The sequence below is a fragment of the Comamonas sp. CMM03 genome (assembly GCF_019218715.1).
In the GTDB taxonomy this organism is placed as follows: Bacteria; Pseudomonadota; Gammaproteobacteria; order Burkholderiales; family Burkholderiaceae_C; genus Comamonas; species Comamonas terrigena.
In genome coordinates this window covers 507469-528876 of record NZ_JAHUXB010000002.1, presented here as the reverse complement: position 1 = coordinate 528876, position 21408 = coordinate 507469, and the positions used below count along the sequence as shown (strand labels likewise).

23 protein-coding genes and 1 tRNA gene are annotated in these 21408 nt (G+C 65.9%); 10 read left to right on the top strand and 14 right to left on the bottom strand.

The window, feature by feature from the left end; genetic code table 11:
• Positions 1 to 81 precede the first annotated feature (81 nt).
• From nudB to KW830_RS09260, 7 genes are all read left to right on the top strand, one after another.
• On the top strand, positions 82 to 606 hold the full coding sequence (nudB, locus tag KW830_RS09290) for a dihydroneopterin triphosphate diphosphatase (RefSeq protein WP_083520595.1): 525 nt from the start codon (positions 82 to 84) through the stop codon (positions 604 to 606).
• On the top strand, positions 603 to 1403 hold the full coding sequence (locus KW830_RS09285; RefSeq protein WP_218332927.1) for an endonuclease/exonuclease/phosphatase family protein: 801 nt from the start codon (positions 603 to 605) through the stop codon (positions 1401 to 1403). Before nudB ends, KW830_RS09285 begins: the two co-directional genes overlap by 4 nt.
• Before the next feature lie 164 nt (positions 1404 to 1567).
• Entirely contained in the window at positions 1568 to 2296 is a 729-nt protein-coding gene (folE, locus tag KW830_RS09280) for a GTP cyclohydrolase I (protein ID WP_066540614.1), read from the top strand.
• Positions 2297 to 2299: 3 nt separating this feature from the next.
• Entirely contained in the window at positions 2300 to 2722 is a 423-nt protein-coding gene (locus KW830_RS09275) for a BLUF domain-containing protein (protein ID WP_066540617.1), read from the top strand.
• A gap of 123 nt (positions 2723 to 2845) precedes the next feature.
• Positions 2846 to 3727 carry an EamA family transporter gene (locus tag KW830_RS09270; protein ID WP_066540621.1) on the top strand — a complete coding sequence of 294 codons (882 nt, stop codon included), beginning with the start codon at positions 2846 to 2848 and terminating at the stop codon, positions 3725 to 3727.
• A 71-nt stretch (positions 3728 to 3798) separates the two neighbouring features.
• A complete protein-coding gene (locus KW830_RS09265) occupies positions 3799 to 4074 on the top strand; it encodes a hypothetical protein (protein ID WP_370626106.1) in 276 nt (91 codons plus the stop codon).
• Between the two features lie 116 nt (positions 4075 to 4190).
• On the top strand, positions 4191 to 4838 hold the full coding sequence (locus tag KW830_RS09260) for a LysE family translocator (RefSeq protein ID WP_218332926.1): 648 nt from the start codon (positions 4191 to 4193) through the stop codon (positions 4836 to 4838).
• A gap of 57 nt (positions 4839 to 4895) precedes the next feature.
• On the opposite strand, the gene KW830_RS09255 is transcribed toward KW830_RS09260, so the two are convergent.
• The 6 genes from KW830_RS09255 to KW830_RS09230 form a co-directional block, all read right to left on the bottom strand.
• Positions 4896 to 6377 (bottom strand): amidase, encoded by a 1482-nt coding sequence (locus tag KW830_RS09255; RefSeq protein WP_218332925.1) that lies wholly within the window; start codon positions 6375 to 6377, stop codon positions 4896 to 4898.
• A gap of 106 nt (positions 6378 to 6483) precedes the next feature.
• On the bottom strand, positions 6484 to 7974 hold the full coding sequence (locus tag KW830_RS09250; RefSeq protein ID WP_218332924.1) for an ABC transporter substrate-binding protein: 1491 nt from the start codon (positions 7972 to 7974) through the stop codon (positions 6484 to 6486).
• A gap of 105 nt (positions 7975 to 8079) precedes the next feature.
• Positions 8080 to 8964 (bottom strand): ATP-binding cassette domain-containing protein, encoded by an 885-nt coding sequence (locus KW830_RS09245; RefSeq protein ID WP_218332923.1) that lies wholly within the window; start codon positions 8962 to 8964, stop codon positions 8080 to 8082.
• Positions 8961 to 9989 carry an ABC transporter ATP-binding protein gene (locus KW830_RS09240; protein ID WP_218332922.1) on the bottom strand — a complete coding sequence of 343 codons (1029 nt, stop codon included), beginning with the start codon at positions 9987 to 9989 and terminating at the stop codon, positions 8961 to 8963. The genes KW830_RS09245 and KW830_RS09240 overlap by 4 nt, the downstream gene beginning before the upstream one ends.
• A gap of 9 nt (positions 9990 to 9998) precedes the next feature.
• Positions 9999 to 10928, bottom strand: coding sequence for an ABC transporter permease (locus KW830_RS09235; protein WP_218332920.1), 930 nt, complete (start codon positions 10926 to 10928; stop codon positions 9999 to 10001).
• Positions 10921 to 11883 carry an ABC transporter permease gene (locus KW830_RS09230; RefSeq protein ID WP_066540632.1) on the bottom strand — a complete coding sequence of 321 codons (963 nt, stop codon included), beginning with the start codon at positions 11881 to 11883 and terminating at the stop codon, positions 10921 to 10923. The genes KW830_RS09235 and KW830_RS09230 overlap by 8 nt, the downstream gene beginning before the upstream one ends.
• Before the next feature lie 178 nt (positions 11884 to 12061).
• Here KW830_RS09230 and KW830_RS09225 point away from each other — a divergent pair, with 178 nt between their 5' ends.
• The gene (locus KW830_RS09225; RefSeq protein WP_066540635.1) at positions 12062 to 12328 is read left to right on the top strand and encodes a YfhL family 4Fe-4S dicluster ferredoxin; all 267 of its coding nucleotides are present in this window, start codon (positions 12062 to 12064) and stop codon (positions 12326 to 12328) included.
• 112 nt (positions 12329 to 12440) lie between these two features.
• Here the strand turns inward: KW830_RS09225 and pth are convergent, their stop codons facing one another.
• The 7 genes from pth to KW830_RS09190 all read right to left on the bottom strand — a co-directional run bounded on the left by pth (position 12441) and on the right by KW830_RS09190 (position 18246).
• Positions 12441 to 13067 carry an aminoacyl-tRNA hydrolase gene (pth, locus tag KW830_RS09220; protein WP_218332919.1) on the bottom strand — a complete coding sequence of 209 codons (627 nt, stop codon included), beginning with the start codon at positions 13065 to 13067 and terminating at the stop codon, positions 12441 to 12443.
• A gap of 122 nt (positions 13068 to 13189) precedes the next feature.
• Positions 13190 to 13819: a 50S ribosomal protein L25/general stress protein Ctc gene (locus KW830_RS09215; protein ID WP_066540637.1), complete on the bottom strand. Its 630-nt coding sequence runs from the start codon at positions 13817 to 13819 to the stop codon at positions 13190 to 13192.
• 148 nt (positions 13820 to 13967) lie between these two features.
• A complete protein-coding gene (locus tag KW830_RS09210) occupies positions 13968 to 14927 on the bottom strand; it encodes a ribose-phosphate pyrophosphokinase (protein ID WP_066540638.1) in 960 nt (319 codons plus the stop codon).
• A 41-nt stretch (positions 14928 to 14968) separates the two neighbouring features.
• A tRNA-Gln gene (locus tag KW830_RS09205) sits at positions 14969 to 15045 on the bottom strand.
• Between the two features lie 38 nt (positions 15046 to 15083).
• On the bottom strand, positions 15084 to 15944 hold the full coding sequence (ispE, locus tag KW830_RS09200) for a 4-(cytidine 5'-diphospho)-2-C-methyl-D-erythritol kinase (RefSeq protein WP_218332918.1): 861 nt from the start codon (positions 15942 to 15944) through the stop codon (positions 15084 to 15086).
• A 44-nt stretch (positions 15945 to 15988) separates the two neighbouring features.
• Positions 15989 to 16507: a lipoprotein insertase outer membrane protein LolB gene (locus KW830_RS09195; RefSeq protein WP_066540643.1), complete on the bottom strand. Its 519-nt coding sequence runs from the start codon at positions 16505 to 16507 to the stop codon at positions 15989 to 15991.
• Entirely contained in the window at positions 16504 to 18246 is a 1743-nt protein-coding gene (locus KW830_RS09190; RefSeq protein ID WP_225608832.1) for a tetratricopeptide repeat protein, read from the bottom strand. Before KW830_RS09190 ends, KW830_RS09195 begins: the two co-directional genes overlap by 4 nt.
• Before the next feature lie 73 nt (positions 18247 to 18319).
• Here KW830_RS09190 and mutM point away from each other — a divergent pair, with 73 nt between their 5' ends.
• Both mutM and mutY read left to right on the top strand, forming a co-directional pair.
• Entirely contained in the window at positions 18320 to 19135 is an 816-nt protein-coding gene (mutM, locus tag KW830_RS09185) for a bifunctional DNA-formamidopyrimidine glycosylase/DNA-(apurinic or apyrimidinic site) lyase (protein ID WP_218332916.1), read from the top strand.
• A gap of 250 nt (positions 19136 to 19385) precedes the next feature.
• Entirely contained in the window at positions 19386 to 20453 is a 1068-nt protein-coding gene (gene mutY / locus KW830_RS09180; RefSeq protein ID WP_066540652.1) for an A/G-specific adenine glycosylase, read from the top strand.
• A gap of 61 nt (positions 20454 to 20514) precedes the next feature.
• Here mutY and rapZ read toward each other — a convergent pair whose 3' ends face one another.
• Positions 20515 to 21384: an RNase adapter RapZ gene (gene rapZ, locus KW830_RS09175; protein WP_066540654.1), complete on the bottom strand. Its 870-nt coding sequence runs from the start codon at positions 21382 to 21384 to the stop codon at positions 20515 to 20517.
• Between the last annotated feature and the right edge of the window lie 24 nt (positions 21385 to 21408).

The following is a 21408-nucleotide window of genomic DNA, read 5'->3' as shown; positions in this document are numbered from 1 at the left end:
CTCCAGCGGCTTTTCCGCGCAGGACACAGGTTTTGACCTTTTTCGGCCCGGCTGCGGCGCTACCATGGGGTGATGGCATCCATGGTTTCCTGCGCACCGGCGTCCGCCGCTGTCCCTGTGGCAACGGTCCCGGCCCCGGATAGCGCTTTCAAAATTCCGGAATCGGTGCTGGTCATCATCTACCGTGCAGATGGCCAGGTGCTGCTGCTGCGCCGCACCCAGGCGGCGCCCGAGGGGCAGCCCTTCTGGCAAGGGGTGACCGGCAGCAAGGACTTCGAAGGGGAAGACTGGCAGGCCACCGCAGTGCGCGAGGTGGCCGAGGAAACCGGCATCGATGCCCGGGCCCCCGGCTGCGTGCTGCAGGACTGGGCCTTGCAGAACACCTACACCATTTACCCGCACTGGCTGCACCGCTACGCCCCGGGTGTATGGTTGAACACGGAGCGGGTGTTCGGCCTGCGCGTGCCGATGGGCACCCGCGTGGTCTTGAATCCGCGCGAGCACACCGCATTTGCATGGCATGACTGGCGCGAAGCGGCCGACCGCTGCTATTCGCCCTCTAATGCCGAGGCCATTCTCCATTTGCCTGCCTATCTCACCGCATGACTGTTGAGTCCACCCCTTCCCCAGAGAAGATCACCGCGTCCGGCATCGTGCTGCCGCCCGAGACCGGTTTGCTGCGCGTGGCCACCTACAACATCCACAAGGGTGTGCAGGGCCTGGGGCCGACGCGGCGCCTGGAGATCCACAACCTGGGCCATGCGGTGGAACAGTTGGATGCCGACATCGTCTGCCTGCAGGAAGTGCGCAGGATGAACCGCAAGGAGGCGGCCTATTTCGACCGCTGGCCGGAAGTGGGCCAGGCCGAGTTTCTGGCCCCCGAAGGCTATGAGTCCGTCTACCGCACCAATGCCTATACCAAGGACGGCGAGCACGGCAACGCGCTGCTGACGCGCTGGCCGGTCAAGGGCCACAACCACCTCGATATCTCGGACCACCGCTTCGAGCAGCGCGGCCTGCTGCATGTGGAGGTGGAAGTGCGTGGCCGCTCGGTGCACGCCATCGTGGTGCACCTGGGCCTGATCCCCGGCAGCCGCGTGCGCCAGATCCATGCGCTGCAGCAGTTTATCGAGCACGAAGTGCCGCCCGGCGCGCCGCTGGTGGTGGCGGGCGACTTCAACGACTGGGGCAACCACATCAAGCGCATGCTGGCCAGCTTCGGTCTGTACGAATTTGAGGGTGAAGACCTGAGGGCGCTGACCTATCCCTCGCGCCTGCCGCTGGCCCAGCTGGACCATGTGTATGTGCGCGGCCTCACGCCCACCGGGCTGATGGTGCCCCAGGGCCGTATCTGGTGGCGCATGTCCGACCACCTGCCGCTGATCGCCGAATTCCGGCTGTAATGGGGCTGTGCGGGCGGACACGCTGCGCATCGCCATGGGCGACGGCTGTCGCATCGGTATTGGAGTGCTATCTAAAACGTAGCTATCTGTGCGCTCGCAGACTGCGTGATATGCCCATTTCCTTGTTGTGACTGTGCCCGGGAATCGCTGGTAACATGCTTGGCATGTTTAGTGATCTGGCTGCCAACCCCATGAATCCTGCGAACCCGGACGAGGGTACACCCGTCTCCGTGAAGATCCGTGAACGGATCACGGCAGCCCGCAAGCGCTTCAACGCCAATGACAACATTGCCGAATTCATCGAGCCCGGTGAGCTGGAAAAGCTGCTGGACGAGGTGGAAACAAAGATGCAGGGTGTGCTCGACAGCATGGTGATCGACACCGCCAACGACCACAACACCCGCACCACCGCGCGCCGTGTGGCCAAGATGTACCTGAACGAGGTCTTCAAGGGCCGCTATGTGCAGGCCCCGGCCATCACTGAATTCCCCAATGCCGAGCACCTGAACGAGCTGATGATCGTCGGCCCCATCACCGTGCGCAGCGCCTGTAGCCACCACCTGTGCCCGGTGATCGGCAAGATCTGGATCGGGGTACTGCCCAATGAACACACGAATGTGATCGGCCTGTCCAAATACGCCCGTCTGGTGGACTGGGTGATGGGCCGCCCGCAGATCCAGGAAGAGGCCGTGGTACAGCTGGCCGACCTGATCATGGAAAAAACCCAGCCCGATGGCCTGGCCATCGTGATGGAGGCATCGCATTTCTGCATGTCCTGGCGCGGTGTGCGCGAGATGGACAGCAAGATGCTGAACTCGGTGATGCGCGGCGCCTTCCTGAAGGACGCCAACCTGCGCCGCGAATTCCTGTCGCTGATTCCAGGGAGGAACTGATCCATGTTGGTGCGCCTGCTCTATGCCAGCCGCGCGGTCGATACCTCGCCCGCGGCCATCGAAGCCATTCTTTCCCAGTCGCGCGAGCACAACCCCTGCAATGGCCTGACCGGCGTGCTGTGCTACGGAGGCGGTGTGTTTCTGCAGGCCATCGAGGGCGGACGCAGCGCCGTCAGCCACCTGTTCGGTACGCTGATGCACGACGCACGCCACAAGGATGTGGAGCTGCTGCAGTTCCAGGAAATCGACGAACGCCGCTTTGGCGGCTGGACCATGGGCGTGGTCAACCTGAACAAGCTCAACCATTCCATCTTGCTCAAGTACTCCGAGAAGGCCGAGCTTGACCCCTATGCTGTCTCCGGCCAGGTGTCGTTTGCGCTGCTGGAGGAACTGATGGCCACCGCATCCATCATCGGCCGGGCATGAAGCCGCATCGCTGACTTCACATCGCTCCAGCCCTTGCGGCTGGAACCAGGGGCCTTTCGGCCCCTTTGCTTTTCTGCTTTCGCTTTCGTTTTTTCTTGGCTTTTCTCGGGTCCAGTCGTTGTTATGAGTTTGCAGGCATTTGCGCTGATCATTGTGGCTGGTCTGATCCACGCGGGGTGGAACGTGGCGGCCAAGAAGGCGGGGGGCGACTCCCGCTTTGCCTTTTTCACCTCCATCATCATGATGGTCATCTGGGCACCGTTGGGCTGGTGGGTGGGGCGTGATGTGGTGCCCGGCTGGGGCAGGGCCGAATGGGCGGTGGTGGTCATCAGCGGCCTGCTGCACGTGGCCTACTACGTGACGCTGCTGCGCGGCTACCGGCATGCGGACCTGACCGTGGTCTACCCGCTGGCACGCGGCAGCGGGCCGCTGTTGAGCTCCATGGTGGCGATTGCCTTTCTGGGCGAGCACATCTCGACGCTGGGCGCGGCCGGTATTGCCGGCGTGGTGCTGGGGGTGTTCTTCATCGCCGGCGGTCCGGCGCTGCTGCGCCCGCGCAGCGACCCCGAAGCCCGGTTGCGCCTGCGCCGCGGCCTGCTGTATGGCGTGCTGACCGGCGTGTTTATTGCCAGCTACACCGTGGTGGACGGCTATGGCGTGCGCCTGCTGCTGATGTCGCCCATCCTGATCGACTACATGGGCAACTTTGTGCGTGTCTTCCTGCTGGCGCCGGTGGTGCTGCGCGATCTGCCGGAAGCGCGTCGCCTGTGGGCACAGCAATGGCGCTGGGCCGCCTTGGTGGCCCTGGTCAGCCCCGTGGCCTATGTGCTGGTGCTGTATGCCATGCAGACCGCGCCCATGTCCCACGTGGCGCCGGCGCGCGAAGTGTCCATGCTGTTTGCGGCGCTGATCGGCGGCCATCTGCTGGGCGAAGGCGACCGGGCCGTGCGTATCTTCGGGGCGGTGCTGATCGCCCTGGGCGTGACGGCCCTGGGACTGGGGTGAGGAACTTTGCAGCCCGGAAAGCTTCCGATGAAGAAGAAACCACCCGTCGCCATGTTCTCGTGAGTAAGACCATGCCGTATCCAACCCCCTCTGTTGCGCGCAGCCCGGTGCGCCACCGCCGCTGGCAGGCATGGTTGGCGCTGCCCGTGCTGGGTGCACTGCTGTGGGCGGCCGCCACCCAGGCCGCACCGGCGCCCTGGTACTGGTGGGTCAGCAAGCTGGACGGCCAGCGCGTCTGTGCGCAGCACATGCCGGCCAGTGGCTGGGAGCGGGCCGAAGGCCCGTTCACCCAGGCAGGCTGCCAGACGCAGCAGCCGCGTGCCTTGCTGGGTGGGCCAGGGCGCTGACGCCAGGGGCCCAGCGTCGCGTCACCCGCGCGCAAGCCGCCAACGGGGCGCCCGGCGTACCATGCGGGATGGACCGGCCGCAGGAGGCCGGAATTCCGCGTTGCCCACAGTTGCCCATGCCTTCCCTGGAATCCCTGACCGCGTTTTTTGGCGTTGCCGTGCTGCTGGCCCTGAGTCCTGGCCCGGACAATGTGTTTGTGCTGCTGCAGTCGGCCCAGAAGGGCTGGCGTGCCGGCCTGGCCGTGGTGCTGGGGCTGTGCGGGGGAATTCTGGTGCACACCACGGCCGTGGCCCTGGGCCTGGCGGCGGTGTTTGCCGCATCGGCCGCGGCGTTCACGGCGCTCAAATGGTGCGGTGCCGCTTACCTGGCCTATCTGGCCTGGGGTGCGTTGCGGGCGCCCTCCAGCGTCAGCGACGGTCCGGTGCTGCAGGCCCGCGACCAGCGCCTGCCAGTGCGCGAGGCCGTGCGCATGGTGGGCCGGGGCCTGGTGATGAACCTGACCAACCCCAAGGTGCTGATCTTCTTCCTGGCATTTCTGCCCCAGTTTGCCGACCCGGGCCGTGGCCCTGTGGCTCCGCAGATTGCCGCGTTTGGCGCGGTGTTCATGGCCGCCACTTTGATGGTGTTCGGTGCCATCGCCTGCTTCAGCGGCGTGTTCGGCACGGTGCTGCAGCGCTCGGTACGTGCCCAGTGGTGGCTGAACCGCCTGGCAGGCGTGGTCTTTTTGGGCATGGCCGTGCGCCTGGCCACGGTGCAGCGCTGAACCTGGCCTGGGCGGCGCGTGGTCAGTGCGGCAGGCCACGGCCGCTGAATGCCGTGCTTACACCGCTGCTGGCACAGGGATGGGATCTGCTGCGATCGCAGTGGTCTGCGGCGCAGCCTGGGCCATATCGCGCTGCAGTGCGGCCGGTGCCGAAGGATAGGGCGGCAGCGGGGCGCGCAGCTGCTCGAACGCGCGGGCCATCTGCAGCACGCCCAGGTCGTCAAAGCGCGGGCCGGTAATTTGCAGCCCGATGGGCAGGCCCTGGGCCGACTGCGCGCAAGGCACGGAAATGGACGGCTGCTCCGACATATTGAAAGGCACGGTGAAGGCAATGTGCTCCAGCGGGCGCAGCGGGTCGTTGGTGGGCGAGGCCAGCTGCGCATCGAATGCGGTGATGGGGGCCACTGGCGAAAGCACATAGTCGAACGCCGCACAGGCCTGCACCGTGGCCTGGCGTGTGCGGAAGAACTGGTGCTGGGCGGCAAACAGCGCTGCAGCGGTCAGCCCGTCGGCGCTGTCGGCCCACTGGCGGATGAAGGGCAGCACCTTGCCTTGCTGCGCCGCGGGCAGGGCCTGTAGATCCATGTGGGAGCGCATGCGCCAGAAATGGTCCATGCCGTCCAGCATGTCGCGGGTCAGAAACGGTGCCATGGGCTCGACGATGGCTCCGGCCTTTTCCAGCAGCGTGGCCGCGTGTTCGATGGCCTGGCGCACTTCGGGCGCCACCGGCAGGCCGCAGCCCGCATCCAGCAGCAGGCCAAAACGCAGGCCGCGCAGGCGTTCCAGCCCGGTATCCACCTGTTCCCAGGCGATGAACTGTGGCGGCAGCGCCATGCAGTCGCGTGCATCTGGCTGGGCCAGCACCATCATCATCAGGGCGGCGTCTTCCACGCTGCGTGTCATGGGGCCGGCACAGCGGCCGGTGTAGGGTGGGTCGATGGGAATGCGGCCCAGGCTGGGCTTGAAGCCCACGATGCCGCACCAGCTGGCCGGCAGGCGGATGGAGCCGCCGATGTCGGTGCCCACATGCAGCGGGCCGTAGCCAGCGGCCGCCGCGGCGCCGGCGCCGGCGCTGCTGCCGCCGGGGCCTTTGGACAGGTCCCAGGGATTGCGCGCCGTGGCGTGGAAGCTCGACAGCCCGGAAGACAGCATGCCAAAGTCCGGCATGGTGGTTTTGCTCCACAGCAGCGCACCGGCTTCGCGCAGGCGGGCCGCGGGTGGGGCATCGGTTGCGGCAGGCACCAGGGCGGTGGCGGCCGTGCCCAGCGGCGTGGGGTCGCCGGCAGTGGCAATGTTGTCCTTGATGGTGGCCGGCACGCCGTCCAGCCAGCCCTGCGGCGCACGCTGCTGCCAGCGGGCTTCGCTGGCGCGGGCCTGTTCCAGCGCGGCTTCGGGGCGCAGCAGGTAGGTGGCGTGCAGCTGGGGCTCCCAGCGTGCGGCCTGGTCCAGCACCGCCTGCATGACTTCGACCGGGGACAGCTGGCGTGCCATATAGGCCCGCAGCAGCTGGGTGGCGCCCAGGGTGTGCAATTCGCTCATATCCCTCCTTTGCGGCCCCGCAGGGCGTTCAGAAATCAGATACCAGGAAAACGCGGCCGGCACAGGGTGCTGGCTGGGGCGGCGGCCGGTGCCGCCCTTCAGGAAATCAGGCCCAGGACAGTGCGGCCAGATCGTTCACAAAGATCGGCATGTCCTTCCACAGCCCGCGCAGCCCCTTGCTGGCCACGGTGACCCACTGCGGCTGGTAGAGGAAGGCGTGCACGCTGTCCTCGGCCAGCAGGCGCTGCGCCTCGCCCAGCAGGCGGGCACGGTCGGCCGGGCGCGGGGTGTTCTTGATCTTGTCGTAGAGCTGGTTGAACTGCTCGGACTTGTAGCCCCAGTAGTAGTCAGGCTTGGCGAAGTTGCCCAGATCGAATGGCTCGACATGGGAGATCAAGGTCAGGTCGTAGTTCTTGTTGGTGTAGGTGCCCGACAGCCACTGCGCCCATTCCACGTTCTGCAGCTTGAGCTTGATGCCCACCTTGGCCAGTTCGGCGGCAATGATCTCGCCGCCCTGGCGCGCATAGGGCGCGGGTGGCAAGGTCATGGTCAGCTCCAGCGGCAGCTTGACACCGGCTTCCGCCAGCAGCTTCTTGGCCTTGTCCACGTCATGCGGATTGATGCCGGTGGTGTCCACATATCCAAAGGCGCCGGGCACATAGTGGCTGCCGATGGGCACGCCATAGCCTTCGGCAGCGCCTTCGATCACGGTCTTGCGGTCGATGGCAGCAGCAATCGCGCGGCGCACACGGGCATCGTCCAGCGGCTTGCGCGCGTTGTTGATGGCCACAATGGTCTTGGCCCGCGAGCCGCTGACCAGCACCTGGAAGCGGGCGTTGTTCTTGAACTGCGGCACGCTGCGGGGCGTAGCGCGGGGGAAGGCGTCCACATCCCCGGCCATCAGTGCGGCCACCTGGGCGGCGGCGTCGGGAATGAAGCGGAAGGTGGCGCGGTGGATGCGGATCTTGGCGGCATCGCGGTACTGCGGCCAGGCCACCAGGGTGACCGAGGCGCCCTTGTTCCACATGCCCAGTTTGTAGGGGCCGGTGCCCACCGGCTTGGTGGTGTTGGTGGCGGCGCTTTTGGGCTCGACGATGATGGCCGTGGCCTGGCCCAGCACGAACAGGAAGTCGGGATCGATCTCCTGGGTGAGGATGACCAGCTGGTGCTCATCGACCACGTTGACCTTCATGCTGGCGAAGGTGCGCTTGTCCTTGTTGGTGCTCTTGTCCGAAGCGGCGCGCTCGAACGAGAACTTCACCGCCTGGGCGTTGAAGGGCTCGCCGTTCTGGAATTTCACGCCCTTGCGCAGGCGGAAGGTGTAGGTCTTGAGGTCGGGCGAGACTTCCCAGCTTTCGGCCAGCATGGGGGACACGCTGCCGTCGCTGTTGATCTTGGTGAGCGTCTCGAAGATGTTGTAGTGCACGATCTCCGCCACCGACGAGGCGGCGCTGGCCGTGGGGTCCAGCATGGGCGGCTCCAGCGTCAGTGCCAGGGTGACGCTGTCCTTCTTGCCCTGTGCCAGCCCGGTCAGCGGGTGCAGCAGGGGCACGGAAGCGAGTGCACCCGTGGTCAGAAGGTGGCGGCGGTTGATCATGGGGAAGGTCTCCGGTCGGATCTTGTTGTGGTGGTTGAATCAGGCTGCACAGCGTGCGCAGCGCACTCCGCTTTGTACACCACCCGGGGGTGCTGCCGTGTCGCCCTATGCGGCACTGGAGTTGGCGGCGCGGGCTTGGCGGCGCGCGCGCGCGCGGCCGGGGGCAATCGTGGGCGAGGCCTGCACCAGCTGGCGCGTATAGGGGTGCTGTGGGGCGGTGAACAGCTGCTCGGGCTTGCCGCGTTCCACGATGCGGCCCTGGTGCAGGACCACCACGTCCTGGCACAGCTGCTGCACCACGGCCAGGTCGTGGCTGATCAGCAGAAAGGTGACGCCATGGTGCTGCTGCAGGTCCTGCATCAGGTTCAGCACCTGGGCCTGCACGGACACATCCAGCGCGCTGACCGGCTCATCGGCCACGATCAGCTGCGGCCGGGTGATCAGCGCCCGGGCTATGGCAATGCGCTGGCGCTGGCCGCCGGAAAACTCGTGCGGGTATTTGTCCAGATCGCTGTCGCGCAGGCCCACCTGGGCCAGGACCTCGGCCACACGCAGGCGGCGCTGTGCAGCGGTGCTCGGCTCCAGCGCTTCCAGGGGCTCGGCGACGATGCGGGCGATGGTCTGGCGCGGGTCCAGCGATCCATAGGGGTCCTGGAACACGATCTGGAAGTGGCGCCGCAGGGCCCGCAGCTCGGACGCGGTCAGCGCGTTCAGGTCCTGCCCCAGCATGCGGATGGTGCCGGCGCTGGGCCGGTCCAGCGCCATGACCAGGCGGGCCAGCGTGGACTTGCCCGATCCCGATTCGCCCACCACGCCCAGACTGCGGCCGGCGTGGATCTGCAGGCTGATGTCCTGCAGCGCGGCCACGGTTTCGGGCGCGCGCCACAGCTGGCGGCGCGGCAGCTGGTAGCTGCGCTGCAGATGCTCCACCTGCAGCAGCGGGGCGATGGCCGTGCTGGTGTCCGTGGTGGCCGTGGTCGCGGTATTCATGCGGCACTCCCTGCGACCATGCCGGAAGGGGGCAGCGCTGCCATGGCCTCGGGCCGCAGGCAGCGTGCCCAGTGCCGGTCGCTGCCGTCCTGGGGCACGGGCACGGGGCGCTGGCTGCGGCACTGCGGCTGGGTATAGCTGCAGCGGCCGCTGAAGGCACAGCCGGGCGGCAGATCGGCCAGCTCCGGCACGGTGCCGGCAATGGTCTGCAAGGGGGGCATGCGGCCATCGGGCAGGCGGGCGGCTCCCAGCTGCGGGCGTGCGGCCAACAGGCCCCGGGTATAGGGGTGGGCCATGTGCCGGAACAGGGTCTCGGTGGGGCCGCTTTCCACCACGGAGCCGCCGTACATGACCAGCATCTGGTCCACGTTCTGGGAGATCACGCCCAGGTCGTGGGAGATCAGGATCAGGCCCATGCCGCGCTCGTCCACCAGATCGGCAATCAGATCCAGGATCTGCTGCTGCACGGTCACGTCCAGCGCGGTGGTGGGTTCGTCGGCAATCAGCACATCGGGCTGGCAGGCCAGGGCCATGGCAATCATGATGCGCTGGCGCTGGCCGCCGGAAAACTGGTGGGGGTAATCGCCCAGGCGCCGTGCGGCCTGCGGAATGCCCACGCGTTCCAGCAGGGACAGGGCCTCGGCCTGGGCGCTGCGTGCACCCAGGCCCTGGTGGCGGCGCAGCGGCTCGGCCACCTGGCGACCAATCGGGTGTACCGGGTTCAGGGCCGTCATCGGCTCCTGGAAAATCATGGCCATGCGGTTGCCGCGCAACTGGCTCCAGCCGGCCTCGTTCAGGTCCAGCAGGGACTGGCCGTGCAGGCGCACGCTGCCGTCGGTGCTGGCGTTGTCGGGCAGCAGTCCCATCAGTGCCAGTGCGGTGAGCGACTTGCCGCAGCCCGATTCGCCGATCAGGCCCAGCGTGCCGCCTCGCTCCAGCGCGAACGAGAGATCGCGCACGGCGCTCACCTGCCCGCGGTGGGTGTGCAGAGTGACGCAGAGGTGATCGACTTCCAGCAGCGGCATGGTGTTCCTTCAGCGGCGGCGCAGGCGCGGGTCTAGCAGGTCACGCAGACCGTCGCCCAGCAGATTCAGGCCCAGCACCGACAGCGCAATCGCCACGCCGGGGAACACGGCCAGCATCGGGGCCTGGAACATCAGGGTCTGCGCTTCGCTGAGCATGCGGCCCCAGGACGGCATGGGCGGCTGCGTGCCCAGCCCCAGATAGGACAGGGCGGCTTCGGCCAGGATGGCAATGGCGAACTGGATGGTGGCCTGCACCACCAGCACCGACAGGATGTTGGGCAGCACATGCTGGCGGGTGATCTGCCAGCGGTTCTTGCCGCAGGCACGGGCAGCCAGCACATATTCACGGGCCCACACGGCATTGGCCGAAGCGCGGGTGATGCGCGCGAACGTGGGAATGTTGAAGATGCCGATGGCGATGATGGAGTTGACAATGCCCGCGCCGAACACGGCCGTCAGCATGATGGCCGACAGGATGGCGGGAAAGGCAAAGGTGAAGTCCGACAGCCGCATGATGGCTTCTTCCGTCCAGCCGCGGCGGGCCGAGGCCAGCAGGCCCAGCAGCGTGCCGATGGTCAGGCCGATGCCCACGGCGATCACGCCTACCCAGATGGAATTGCGCGCACCCACCAGCAGCAGCGAAGCCACGTCGCGGCCGTAGGCATCCGTGCCCAGCCAGTGCCGGGCGTCGGGCGCCTGCAGCTTGGTGTCCAGGTCCATGGCATACGGATCCCAGGGCGTCCAGACAAAGGACAACAGGGCGCAGGCGATCAGCAGGGCGGTCAGCGTCGCTCCTGCCACAAAGCTGGGGTGGCGGGGCGCGCGCTGCCAGAAGCCGGGGGAGGCCGTGGCGGCCGATACGGTGGCCGATACGGTGGCCGGGGCGGTGGTTTGGGCAGGGTGGGGTGCCACGGGGGGCACTGCCGTGGGCTCAGACATCGCTCGCCTCCACACGGGGGTCGATCACGGCGTACAGCAGGTCCACCACAAAATTCACTACGATCACCATGGCGGCCAGCAGCATCACGCAGTTGCGCACCACGATCAGGTCACGGTTGGCAATGGACTGGAAGATCAGCCGGCCCAGGCCGGGCAGGTAGAACACGTTTTCCACCACGATGGTGCCGGCCAGCAGATTGGCGAATTGCAGGCCCATCACGGTGATGACGGGAATCATGGCATTGCGCAGCACATGGCCCCAGAGCACGGCACGCTGGCTCAAGCCCTTGGCGCGGGCGGTGCGCACAAAGTCTTCACGCAGCACTTCCAGCACGGCCGAGCGGGTGATGCGCGCCAGGATGGCGGCCTGCACCACGGCCAGGGCCACGGCAGGCAGGATCAGCGCCTGCAGGGCGGGCCACCAGCCGCCGCCGACCTCCTCGGTCCAGCCGGGAAAGCCGCCGGCGGAAAACCACTGCAGCTTCACCGAAAACAGCAGGATCAGCAGGATGGCGAACCAGAAGTTGGGGATGGCGATGCCGATCTGCGCCAGGCCCATGGTGCCCACATCGCCCAGCTTGTTGTGGTGCGATGCGGCATAGACGCCGGCCAGCAGGGCCAGCACGGTGGTCAGCAGCATGGCCATCACCGCCAGGGGGATGGTGACGGACAGGCGCTCCAGCACCAGCTCCAGCACGGGCGTGCCGTAGGTGTAGCTGTCGCCCATCTGGCCCTGGAACAGGCCGGTGATCCAGTCGGTGTAGCGCTGCCAGGCGGGCTGGTTCAGGCCCAGCTGCTCGGCCATGGCCTGCACGGCTTCAGGGTCGGCGTCCGGGCCCAGCAGCACCTGGGCCACGTTGCCGGGCAGGATTTCCAGCACACCGAACACCACCACGGACGCACCCAGCAGGGTGGCGACCAGGGTCAGCAGTCGTTTGGCAAGGAAAATGCTCATAAAGCAATAGCGTGTGGTGCGCGCCGGGTGTGCGTGAGGGGCCAAGCTTAACGGGAAATCTTCGTTCCCGGTGGCAACTCGGCTGCAGGGGCTTGCCCGCACACCGGTCAGGTGCTTGGCGGACACCGATAATAGGCGCCATGTGCCCTATTTGTGTGTTGTTCCCGGGAGTGAAGCTATGGCGCTGATGATCACGGACGAGTGCATCAACTGCGATGTGTGCGAACCCGAGTGCCCCAACGATGCCATTTACATGGGCGAGCACATCTATGAGATCCACCCGCACAAGTGCACCGAGTGCGTGGGGCACTTTGACGAGCCCCAGTGCATGCAGGTCTGCCCGGTGTCGTGCATTCCGGTGAACCCGGAGCATGTGGAAAGCCGGGAGACGCTGATGCAGAAATACCTGCGGCTGCAAGCGGAGGCCGGGTCGGCCGCGCATTGACCACGGCAGGGGCCCTGGCGGGGCGGGAGCTGCTGGCAAGGGGTTGAGTACCCCGCAAACCCACGAACGAACGGCCCATGCCCACGCCAACACCGCGCGTGGGATGTTTTTCTCAGGACTCGGCGGTGGCTGCCGGCGGAGCCTTGCGTTCCGGCTTGGGGCGCGGCGCCTTGATGGTGTGGATCTGCAGCGTGGCCTTGTCCATGTCGCCGGCCACCAGCTGGGGCCAGGATTTCAGGCTGTGGTCAATGCTGTCGTGGATCAGGTGCCACTGGTCCTGTGGCGGCTTCTTGAGCACCCAGCTGGAGACTTCCCCCTTGTGGCCCGGGTGGCCGATGCCCACGCGCAGGCGCCAGTACTGGTCGCTGCCCAGCTGGGCATGGATGTCGCGCAGGCCGTTGTGGCCGCCGTGGCTGCCGCCCTTTTTGAGTTTGACGATGCCGGGCGTGAAGTCCAGCTCATCGTGCACGACCAGGATTTCCTCGGGCTGGATCTTGAAAAAGCGTGCCAGCGCGCCCACTGACTTGCCCGACAGGTTCATGAAGGTCTGGGGTTGCAGCAGCCATACGGTCTGCCCCTGGACATTGGCACGGGCCATCAGGCCCCAGTAGCTGCGCTCGGGGTTGAGCTGCACTTTCAGCTCGCGTGCCAGCCCGTCGATCCACCAGAAGCCGGCGTTGTGGCGGGTGTCTTCGTATTCCGGGCCTGGATTGCCCAGGCCCACAAACAGTTTGATCATGGCGGTGATTATCCCGGTGGGGCTGCGGCCCTGCAGGGCGGCCCCCAAAAACAAATGGCCCACGCAGGGTGGGCCATGTGAGGGCATGGCCCTGGCGGGCCATGCAGTGCCAGGCACAAGAATTACTTCTTGCCCTTCTTGGCAGGAGCAGCAGGAGCGGCGGCAGCGGCGGCACCGGCTTCAGGAGCGACTTCAGGCAGCTTGATGGAGATCAGGGCTGGGTTCTTGTTGGAACCGCGCACCACAGCCTTCACGCCGTTAGGCAGCTTGACGGATTGCAGACCCACCACCGACTTGGAAGTCAGGGCGCTCAGGTCCACGTTGATGAACTCGGGCAGAGCGGAAGGCATGCACACCACGTCCAGTTCATGGATCAGCTGGGTCACGGTGCAGCTTTCGCCCTTGACGGCGGGAGACTCTTCCAGGCCGGTCAGGTGCACGGGCACCTTCAGGTGCACCTTGGTGGTTGCGTCCACGCGTTGGAAGTCCACGTGGAGCACCAGGGGCTTGTAGGGGTGGAATTGCACGTCGCGCAGAACGACCTTGGTTTCCTTGCCGTCCACATCCAGGTCCAGGATCGAAGAATGGAACACTTCCTTCTTCAGAGCGTGGAACAGGTTGTTGTGGTTCAGCTCGATCAGTTGGGCTTCAGCAGCGCCACCGTAGATGATGCCGGGGGTGTTGCCCGAATTACGCAGGCGGCGGCTCGCACCCGTACCTTGCAAAGCGCGCGAAGTTGCGGCGAATTTCATAATGAACTCCAGAGGGGGCGGACCGCGACCAGTCTCGCCCTGTTAATAAAAAGATGGGGCAGCACCTGCTGTCCCTGTCTTTGCGGTGCCCCGGAACACACCGCAGCCTCCGCGAGGGAGGCTGTGGGGTTTCGGACTTGAAAGGGGCTTAGTCCTGGAACAGGCTGCTCACCGAGTCACCCGAGGAGATGCGCTGAATGGTTTCAGCGAACAGGGGGGCGACGGAGAGTTGACGGATCTTGGTGCAGGCCTGGGCGTTGGCGTTCAACGGGATGGTGTTGGTCACCACCACTTCGTCCAGTGCTTCGCCTTCGGAGATGCGCTGGATGGCCGGGCCCGAGAAAATGGGGTGCGTGCAATAGGCATACACCTTCTTGGCGCCACGCTGCTTGAGCACTTCGGCCGCCTTCACCAACGTACCGGCGGTGTCGATCATGTCATCCATGATCACGCAGTTGCGGCCTTCGATGTCACCGATGACGTGCATCACTTCGGACACATTGGCCTTGGGACGGCGCTTGTCGATGATGGCCAGGTCGCAACCCAGTTGCTTGGCCAGCGCACGGGCACGCACCACACCGCCCACGTCGGGCGAGACCACGATCAGATCATCGTAGTTCTTCTGGCGCAGATCGCCCAGCAGCACCGGCGAGGCGTAGATGTTGTCCACGGGGATGTCGAAGAAGCCCTGGATTTGGTCAGCGTGCAGGTCCATGGTCAGCACGCGCGACACGCCAGCAGCCTGCAGCATATTGGCAACCACCTTGGCGGTGATGGCCACACGGGTGGAGCGCACGCGGCGGTCCTGGCGGGCATAACCGAAATAGGGGATGACAGCGCAGATGCTCTCGGCGGAAGCACGCTTGAGTGCGTCCACCATCACCAGCAACTCCATCAGGTTGTCATTGGTGGGGGCGCAGGTCGGCTGCACGACGAAAACGTCACGGGTGCGAACGTTTTCCTTGATTTCGACAGTGACTTCACCGTCGGAGAAACGACCAACGTCGGCAGCGCCCAGAGTCGTGCCGAGATGCTGAGCGATCTCCGTTGCCATGGCAATGTTGGCATTGCCGGTGAAGACCTTGAATTGAGAGTGATTGGAGTGCATGTGCGTCCCAGTTATTGGGGTTACCTGTACGCAAAGAAATCTGGCAGGGGAAGAAGGATTCGAACCTTCGCATGCCGGAATCAAAATCCGGTGCCTTAACCAACTTGGCGACTCCCCTACACTGGTCTGCTGCTGTTGCAGCAAACCGGTAGTTCTTTAATCTGCTACCCACTCTTTCAGTGGATGGCGCGGCAGATTCTCGCAAATTCGGATTGTCCAGCTGCATTGCTCTGCAATTGGAAAATCCGCTTGCTTTATTTGCGCAAACACTGCACTTCCTGAGCCCGTCATTCTAGCCTGTAAACCGAGCGATTCGAGCCAATTTCTGACTTTTTTCACATCGGGGCACAAAGCCTCTGCGACAGGCTGCAAGTCGTTGTGACCAAAGTCAAAGTGATTTGCAGCAAAGTCTTCGATTGTAGCATTGTTTGTATCGCGCTGCAGCAGAGGCGAGGTGAAAATCCCCTTGGTGTCCAAACCGGCGGCCGGCTTGACCACGACAAAGCGGGCGGCAGGCAGAGGATGGGCGGGCGCCAGCGGGGTGATGTGCTCACCGATGCCTTGCACCCAGGCATTGTCTCCGCCAATGAAGAACGGGACATCGGCGCCCAGTTGCAGGCCGATGCGCGCCAGGGCGGCGCGGTTCAGCCCCAGATTCCACAGGCGGTTGAGCGCGATCAGGGTGCTGGCGGCGTCGGACGAGCCGCCGCCCATGCCGGCCTGTGACGGGATGTGCTTGTCCAGCGCGATGCGGGCGCCTTGTGTGCAGCCCGTGGCCGCTTGCAACGCCCGTGCGGCACGCACGATCAGGTCGTCCGCTGGCAGCGCCGGGGCATCGGCGTTCAGATCCTGGCGCGTGACGGCGCCGTCACTGGTTTTTTCAAAATGCAGCCGGTCCTGCCAGTCGATGAGCATGAAGACCGATTGCAGCAGGTGGTAGCCGTCGGCCCTGCGTCCGATGATGTGCAGAAACAGGTTGAGCTTGGCCGGTGCGGGCACGTCGTAGAGCGAGTGCATGGGAATCCGAGAGTAGGAAAAAGGATGGGTGAGGCCGTGCGGTCTCAGCGGTCCAGGATTAGGCGCAGGCTGGCGGCCGGTGTGGGGCTGTGGCGTGTGGCAGCAATGCGGCCATCGGCATAGCGCTCCAGGTCCACGCTCCAGCCGTCGGCTGCCTGGTTCTGGCCCTGCAGCCAGGCAAACAGGGCGGGCACGGGAATGTGGGTGCCCAGGGTGTCGCGCACCAGTTCATCCAGCGATGCGGAGGTGCGCTGTGTCTGGCCCTGCTGCAGCAAGGCGCTGCCGGGTTGCCAGCTGATCAGGGCCACGCTGGAGCCCAGCGGGGTGAACAGCTGCAGGCTGCCGGCCTGGGGCGAGCCGCGCAGCTCGAACGAGGCGCTGAAGGACTGCGGGCCGTTGCTGTTCAGCACCGAGTCGTCCTGCAGCTGCAAGGCCATGCGGCCACTCCAGAACTGGCTGCCGGCATCCGCCGTGCTGCGCGGCGGCGTGCTGCAACCCACCAGCCAGGCGGTGGCGCCGAGGCCCGCCGCCAACAGCAGCCTGCGGGAAACCGCTTGCGTCACGGACGCACTCCCAGGCGCTTGAGGGTGGCCCGCAGCGTGTCATTCTGCGGATCGCGTGCCAGCGCCTGCTGCCAGATGGTGCGGGCACGGGTCTTGTCACCCAGTTGCCACAGCACTTCGCCCAGGTGGGCGGCGATGTCCACATCGTTGCGCAAGCCATAGGCTTTTTCCAGGATCGCCAGCGCTTCGGTCTTGCGGCCTTGCTGGAATTCCACCCACCCCAGGCTGTCCAGGATGAAGGGGTCATTCGGCGCCAGGTCTAGCGCCTTCTGGATCAGGGTCTTGGCTTCATCCAGGCGGATGCCGCGTTCCGCGAGGGAGTAGCCCAGCGCGTTGTAGGCATGGTGGTGGGTGGGCTGGCGTTCGATGACGCCGCGCAGCAGCGCTTCGGCGGTGTCGTACTTGCCGGCCTTGTCGGCCAGGATAGCCGTGTCATAGGCGATGTCGTTGTCTTCCGGCGACTGGTCCAGCAGGGTGCGCTGCAGCAGGTAGGCCTCTTGCGGCGCACCGGCATCGCGCAGCAGCTGGATTTCGGCGCGGCGCTTGAGCTTTTCCTGGGCGGGCGAGCGCGTGGGCACGGCGCGGATCAGCGCACGTGCCTGGGGCAGCTGGCCCTGGCGCGCCAGGATGGTGGCGCGCAGGCTTTGCACATTCAGGATGGCATGGCCGTCCTCGATCTTGTCCAGCCACTGGCTGGCGGCCTTGTCATTGCGCTGCTGCAGCGCGATGCTGGCGTGCATCAGATAGGCCTGGGTCAGCACGGCCTGGCGGGTGCTGTCGTCGGGCACTTTCTCGGCCAGCGGGATGAACTGGTCCAGCGAACGCTGGGCCGCTTCCGGTTCGCCGTTCTGGAATTGCAGGCCGGCCAGGGCCAGCCAGGCATCGGCAAACTCGGGATTTTCGTTGGTAATGATCTCCAGCTGCTCCCGTGCCTGGGCATTGCGTTCATAGCCCATCAGCACCCGGGCGTAGGCCATGCGGATGGTGGCGGAAGGCGAATGCTTCAGATAGCCCTGCACCAGCGGCTCGGCTTCGGGCATGTCGGCTTCCATCAGCTCCAGGGCCAGCAGGGCGGCGGCGCCGTTGTCCGGGGCCATGGCGTGCGACTTGCGCGCGGCGTCCAGTGCCAGTTCCTTTTGCCCGGCGACGATGCGCAGGTGGCCGACCGTGGCCCAGGCGGCCGGTCCGGTGTCGGGCTTGCGCAGTTCCTTGGCCAGTGCCTGCTCCACCACGGCTGCGGCCAGGGACTTGTCCGAAACCCGGCTGTACAGCTGGGCAATGGCCAGAAAGGAGGCCGGTTTGGAGGCTGCCGGGGTGAAGGCGATTTCCTGCTGCAGCGGCTGCAGGCTTTCGGAGACACGGTTCAGCGCCAGCAGCAGTTGCAGCACATAGCGGTTGGCGTCGCGTGACTGGGGGAAGGCGTGTTTCCATTCCTGCGCGGCCGACAGTGCACGGTCACCGGAGCGCGACTGCAGGCCCAGCTCGGTGGCGCGGCGGTACAGCTGTTCGCTGCCTGACTGGCGCGCCGCTTCCAGCATCAGGGCCATGGCATTGACCATGTCGCCCTGGCCTGCGGCCATTTCGCCCACCAGAATTTCGTAGAACAGCTCGGCCGACAGCTCTTCGGCACTGGTTTCGGGCTGGGCTGCGGAGGGGGCGGCGGCTGCCTTGGGCGTCGCTGGCCGGCCCTGGGCAAGCACGGCGTGCGACCCCAGAAGCAAGGCAAGGGCGAGGGGCAAGTGCAGAGGGCGGAAGTGAAGCTGCATCGACCCATAATAATCCAAGCCAACACCCCTTTGTCTCTATCTGCCCATGCCTGAATTGCCCGAGGTTGAAGTCACACGCCGCAGCTTTCGCGATGCCATCGTCGGGGCGCGGGTTCAGAGCGTGCGCATGGGCAAGCCTTTGCGCTGGCCTTTGGGCGTGGAACCCCAGGCATTGGCGGGGCGCGTGGTGCAGGAGGTGCGCCGCCGCGGCAAGTATCTGTTGGTGGATCTGGACGCCGGCATGCTGCTGCTGCACCTGGGCATGTCGGGCAGCCTGCGTTTTGCGCCAGAGCAGGGGGCTGCCGGCGTGCACGACCACTTTGACATGCAGACCGACCACGGCATGCTGCGGCTGCACGACCCACGCCGCTTTGGCGCCGTGGTGCATGTGACCGGCGAGGAAGACCCGCTGGCGCACAAGCTGCTGGATGGCCTGGGCATGGAGCCGCTGGACCCGGCGTCCTTCCGCCTCGAGCGCTTTGCCGCCGGGCTGCAGTCCAGCCGCACGCCGATCAAGCAGTTGCTGCTTGGGGGCAAACTGGTGGTGGGGGTGGGCAATATCTATGCTTCAGAAGTGCTGTTTCTGGCGCGCATTGACCCCCAGTTGCCGGCCAGGGACGTTGGTCCGCGCAAGGTGCGGCGCCTGTTTGACGGCATCCGCGAGGTGCTGGCACTGGCCGTGGCCCAGGGGGGAACGACCTTGCGGGACTTTTCCAGTGCCGACGGCATGCCGGGCCACTTTCAGCTGCAGGCCAAGGTCTATGGGCGCGACGGCCAGCCTTGCGTGGGCTGCGGCCGGCCGATCCGCATGCTGCGCCAGGGCCAGCGCAGCACCTACTTCTGCGCACACTGCCAGAAGTAGCCAACAGCAGGCAGCCGGTAGCAAAGCGGCCCGAATGGGCCAATTGCAGCAGCCGTGCAGCGCTTGCCGCACAATGGCTGCCGCTGCCAGCGCAGTGCCGGAAGTCTGGAGTCTGCCGGGGCAGGGTATTCCGCTCCACAGCAGATTGGAAACGCGGTGCTGCGCAGCTGGAGCCATGAATAACGGCAATGCAGCAGGGCACGGTTCTGGTGCCGGAACGCTGCTTGCCCACACACCTACATTCCCACGCGTGACCACTTCTTCTTTGTCCCTTGCCTCCGCCGTGGTGCAGTGGCAGGCCAGCCATGGCCGCAACCACCTTCCCTGGCAGCAGACCCGCGATCCCTACCGCGTGTGGCTGTCCGAAATCATGCTGCAGCAGACCCAGGTCACCACGGTGCTGGGCTACTACGAGCGGTTCTTGCAGCAGTTTCCCGATGTGGCCAGCCTGGCTGCGGCGCATGAGGATGCGGTGCTGGCGCTGTGGAGCGGCCTGGGTTACTACAGCCGGGCGCGCAATCTGCACAAATGTGCCCAGGCCGTGGTGCGTGACTTCGGTGGCCAGTTTCCGCGCACTGCGGTGCAGCTGGCCACGCTGCCGGGCATAGGCCGGTCGACGGCCGCTGCCATTTCCGGTTTTTGCTTTGGGGAACGGGCCGCCATTCTGGATGCCAACGTCAAGCGCGTGCTGACCCGGGTACTGGCGTTTGGCGACGATCTGTCGGTGGCCCGGAACGAGAAAACCCTGTGGGCCCTGGCCGAAGACCTGCTGCCCACCGGCGACCTGCAGGTTCAGATGCCGCGCTATACCCAGGGCCTGATGGACCTGGGTGCCACCGTCTGCCTGCCGCGCAGCCCCAACTGCCTGATCTGCCCTGTGCAGACGCTGTGCAAGGCCGCTGCCCAGGGCAATCCGCAGGACTATCCGGTCAAGACGCGCAAGACCAAGCGCAGCACGCAGGCCTGGTGGTTGCTGGTGTTGCGGGACGCCGCAGGCCACACCTGGCTGCAGCGCCGCCCGTCCAGCGGCATCTGGGCCGGCCTGTATGCCCAGCCCGCATGGGAAGCTGCCGTGGATGGGGTGGATGCGGCCATCGCCGGGCTGGGGGCTGTGCAGTCCCGCCAGGATCTGCCGGCCGTGCTGCATGTGCTGACCCACCGCGATCTGTTCCTGCATCCGGTGGTGGTACAGCTGGCAGGGGATCGCCCTGCGGTGGCTGGTGACTGGGCTGCGGGCGGCGCGTGGTTCAGCCCGGAGGCATGGCCCGGTCTGGGGTTGCCGGCGCCGGTGCGGCGCTTGCTGGAAAGCCTGGAATAAGCCGGAGCGGTGTACGGTGGGTGGCGTGCACGCCGCTGCACGCGACCTGCTGTACCCATTCTCAGTGGCGGCGCTGGTCCATTTCGCGGTGGCGGCGCAGGGTGGTCCACTGGCCCAGGTAATGGTTGGCCAGTTGCTCCACCAGATAGACCGAGCGGTGCTGGCCGCCGGTGCAGCCAATGGCCACCGTCACATAGCTGCGGTGGTTCTGGTTCAGCATATCCAGCCAGTGGTCCAGAAACTGGATGATGTGGGCCTGCATGCGCTGCACATCGGGTGACTGGCGCAGGTAGTCCATCACGGGCTGGTCCATGCCGGTCAGGGGGCGCAGCTCCTGCTCATAGTAGGGGTTGGGCAGCATGCGGACGTCAAACACATAGTCGGCATCCACCGGCAGGCCGTGCTTGAAGCCAAAGGACTGGAACACCAGCGTCATCTGCCCCGGCGGGACCGAAATCAGGCTCTTCACATAGCTTTGCAGCTGGGCGGAGCGCAGATTGCTGGTGTCGATCACGTGCGCGCTCTCGCGCAGCGGGCCCAGCAGTTCGCGTTCGTCCTCGATGGTTTGCACCAGGGCCAGGCGTGCGCCGTCCGTGTCCTGGCGCGAGAGCGGGTGGCGGCGGCGGGTTTCGGAAAAGCGGCGCACCAGCGTGCCGGTGGAGGCGTCCAGAAAGATGGAATGCACCACGGCACCACGCGCCTTGAGGGCGGTCAGTTGCTCGGGCAGCAGCGGCAGGCCCTTGGGACTGCGCGCGTCCATGGCCACGGCCACCTTGTGCCCATAGCGGCTGGGCTCCAGCTGGGTCAGCGGGCCCAGCAGCTCGGGCGGGAGGTTGTCCACGCAGTAATAGCCCGCATCTTCCAGTGCGTGCAGGGCAACGGACTTTCCGGAGCCGGACATGCCGGTGATGAGTACAACTTCCAGGGCCATAGCGCGATACGTCTCCTTACAGCG

Coding starts and splice junctions, on each gene's coding strand:
- nudB (WP_083520595.1), top strand. CDS start 82: ATGGTTTCCTGCGCACCGGCGTCCGCCGCTGTCCCTGTGGCAACGGTC.
- KW830_RS09285 (WP_218332927.1), top strand. CDS start 603: ATGACTGTTGAGTCCACCCCTTCCCCAGAGAAGATCACCGCGTCCGGC.
- folE (WP_066540614.1), top strand. CDS start 1,568: ATGTTTAGTGATCTGGCTGCCAACCCCATGAATCCTGCGAACCCGGAC.
- KW830_RS09275 (WP_066540617.1), top strand. CDS start 2,300: ATGTTGGTGCGCCTGCTCTATGCCAGCCGCGCGGTCGATACCTCGCCC.
- KW830_RS09270 (WP_066540621.1), top strand. CDS start 2,846: ATGAGTTTGCAGGCATTTGCGCTGATCATTGTGGCTGGTCTGATCCAC.
- KW830_RS09265 (WP_370626106.1), top strand. CDS start 3,799: ATGCCGTATCCAACCCCCTCTGTTGCGCGCAGCCCGGTGCGCCACCGC.
- KW830_RS09260 (WP_218332926.1), top strand. CDS start 4,191: ATGCCTTCCCTGGAATCCCTGACCGCGTTTTTTGGCGTTGCCGTGCTG.
- KW830_RS09255 (WP_218332925.1), bottom strand. CDS start 6,377: ATGAGCGAATTGCACACCCTGGGCGCCACCCAGCTGCTGCGGGCCTAT.
- KW830_RS09250 (WP_218332924.1), bottom strand. CDS start 7,974: ATGATCAACCGCCGCCACCTTCTGACCACGGGTGCACTCGCTTCCGTG.
- KW830_RS09245 (WP_218332923.1), bottom strand. CDS start 8,964: ATGAATACCGCGACCACGGCCACCACGGACACCAGCACGGCCATCGCC.
- KW830_RS09240 (WP_218332922.1), bottom strand. CDS start 9,989: ATGCCGCTGCTGGAAGTCGATCACCTCTGCGTCACTCTGCACACCCAC.
- KW830_RS09235 (WP_218332920.1), bottom strand. CDS start 10,928: ATGTCTGAGCCCACGGCAGTGCCCCCCGTGGCACCCCACCCTGCCCAA.
- KW830_RS09230 (WP_066540632.1), bottom strand. CDS start 11,883: ATGAGCATTTTCCTTGCCAAACGACTGCTGACCCTGGTCGCCACCCTG.
- KW830_RS09225 (WP_066540635.1), top strand. CDS start 12,062: ATGGCGCTGATGATCACGGACGAGTGCATCAACTGCGATGTGTGCGAA.
- pth (WP_218332919.1), bottom strand. CDS start 13,067: ATGATCAAACTGTTTGTGGGCCTGGGCAATCCAGGCCCGGAATACGAA.
- KW830_RS09215 (WP_066540637.1), bottom strand. CDS start 13,819: ATGAAATTCGCCGCAACTTCGCGCGCTTTGCAAGGTACGGGTGCGAGC.
- KW830_RS09210 (WP_066540638.1), bottom strand. CDS start 14,927: ATGCACTCCAATCACTCTCAATTCAAGGTCTTCACCGGCAATGCCAAC.
- ispE (WP_218332918.1), bottom strand. CDS start 15,944: ATGCACTCGCTCTACGACGTGCCCGCACCGGCCAAGCTCAACCTGTTT.
- mutM (WP_218332916.1), top strand. CDS start 18,320: ATGCCTGAATTGCCCGAGGTTGAAGTCACACGCCGCAGCTTTCGCGAT.
- rapZ (WP_066540654.1), bottom strand. CDS start 21,384: ATGGCCCTGGAAGTTGTACTCATCACCGGCATGTCCGGCTCCGGAAAG.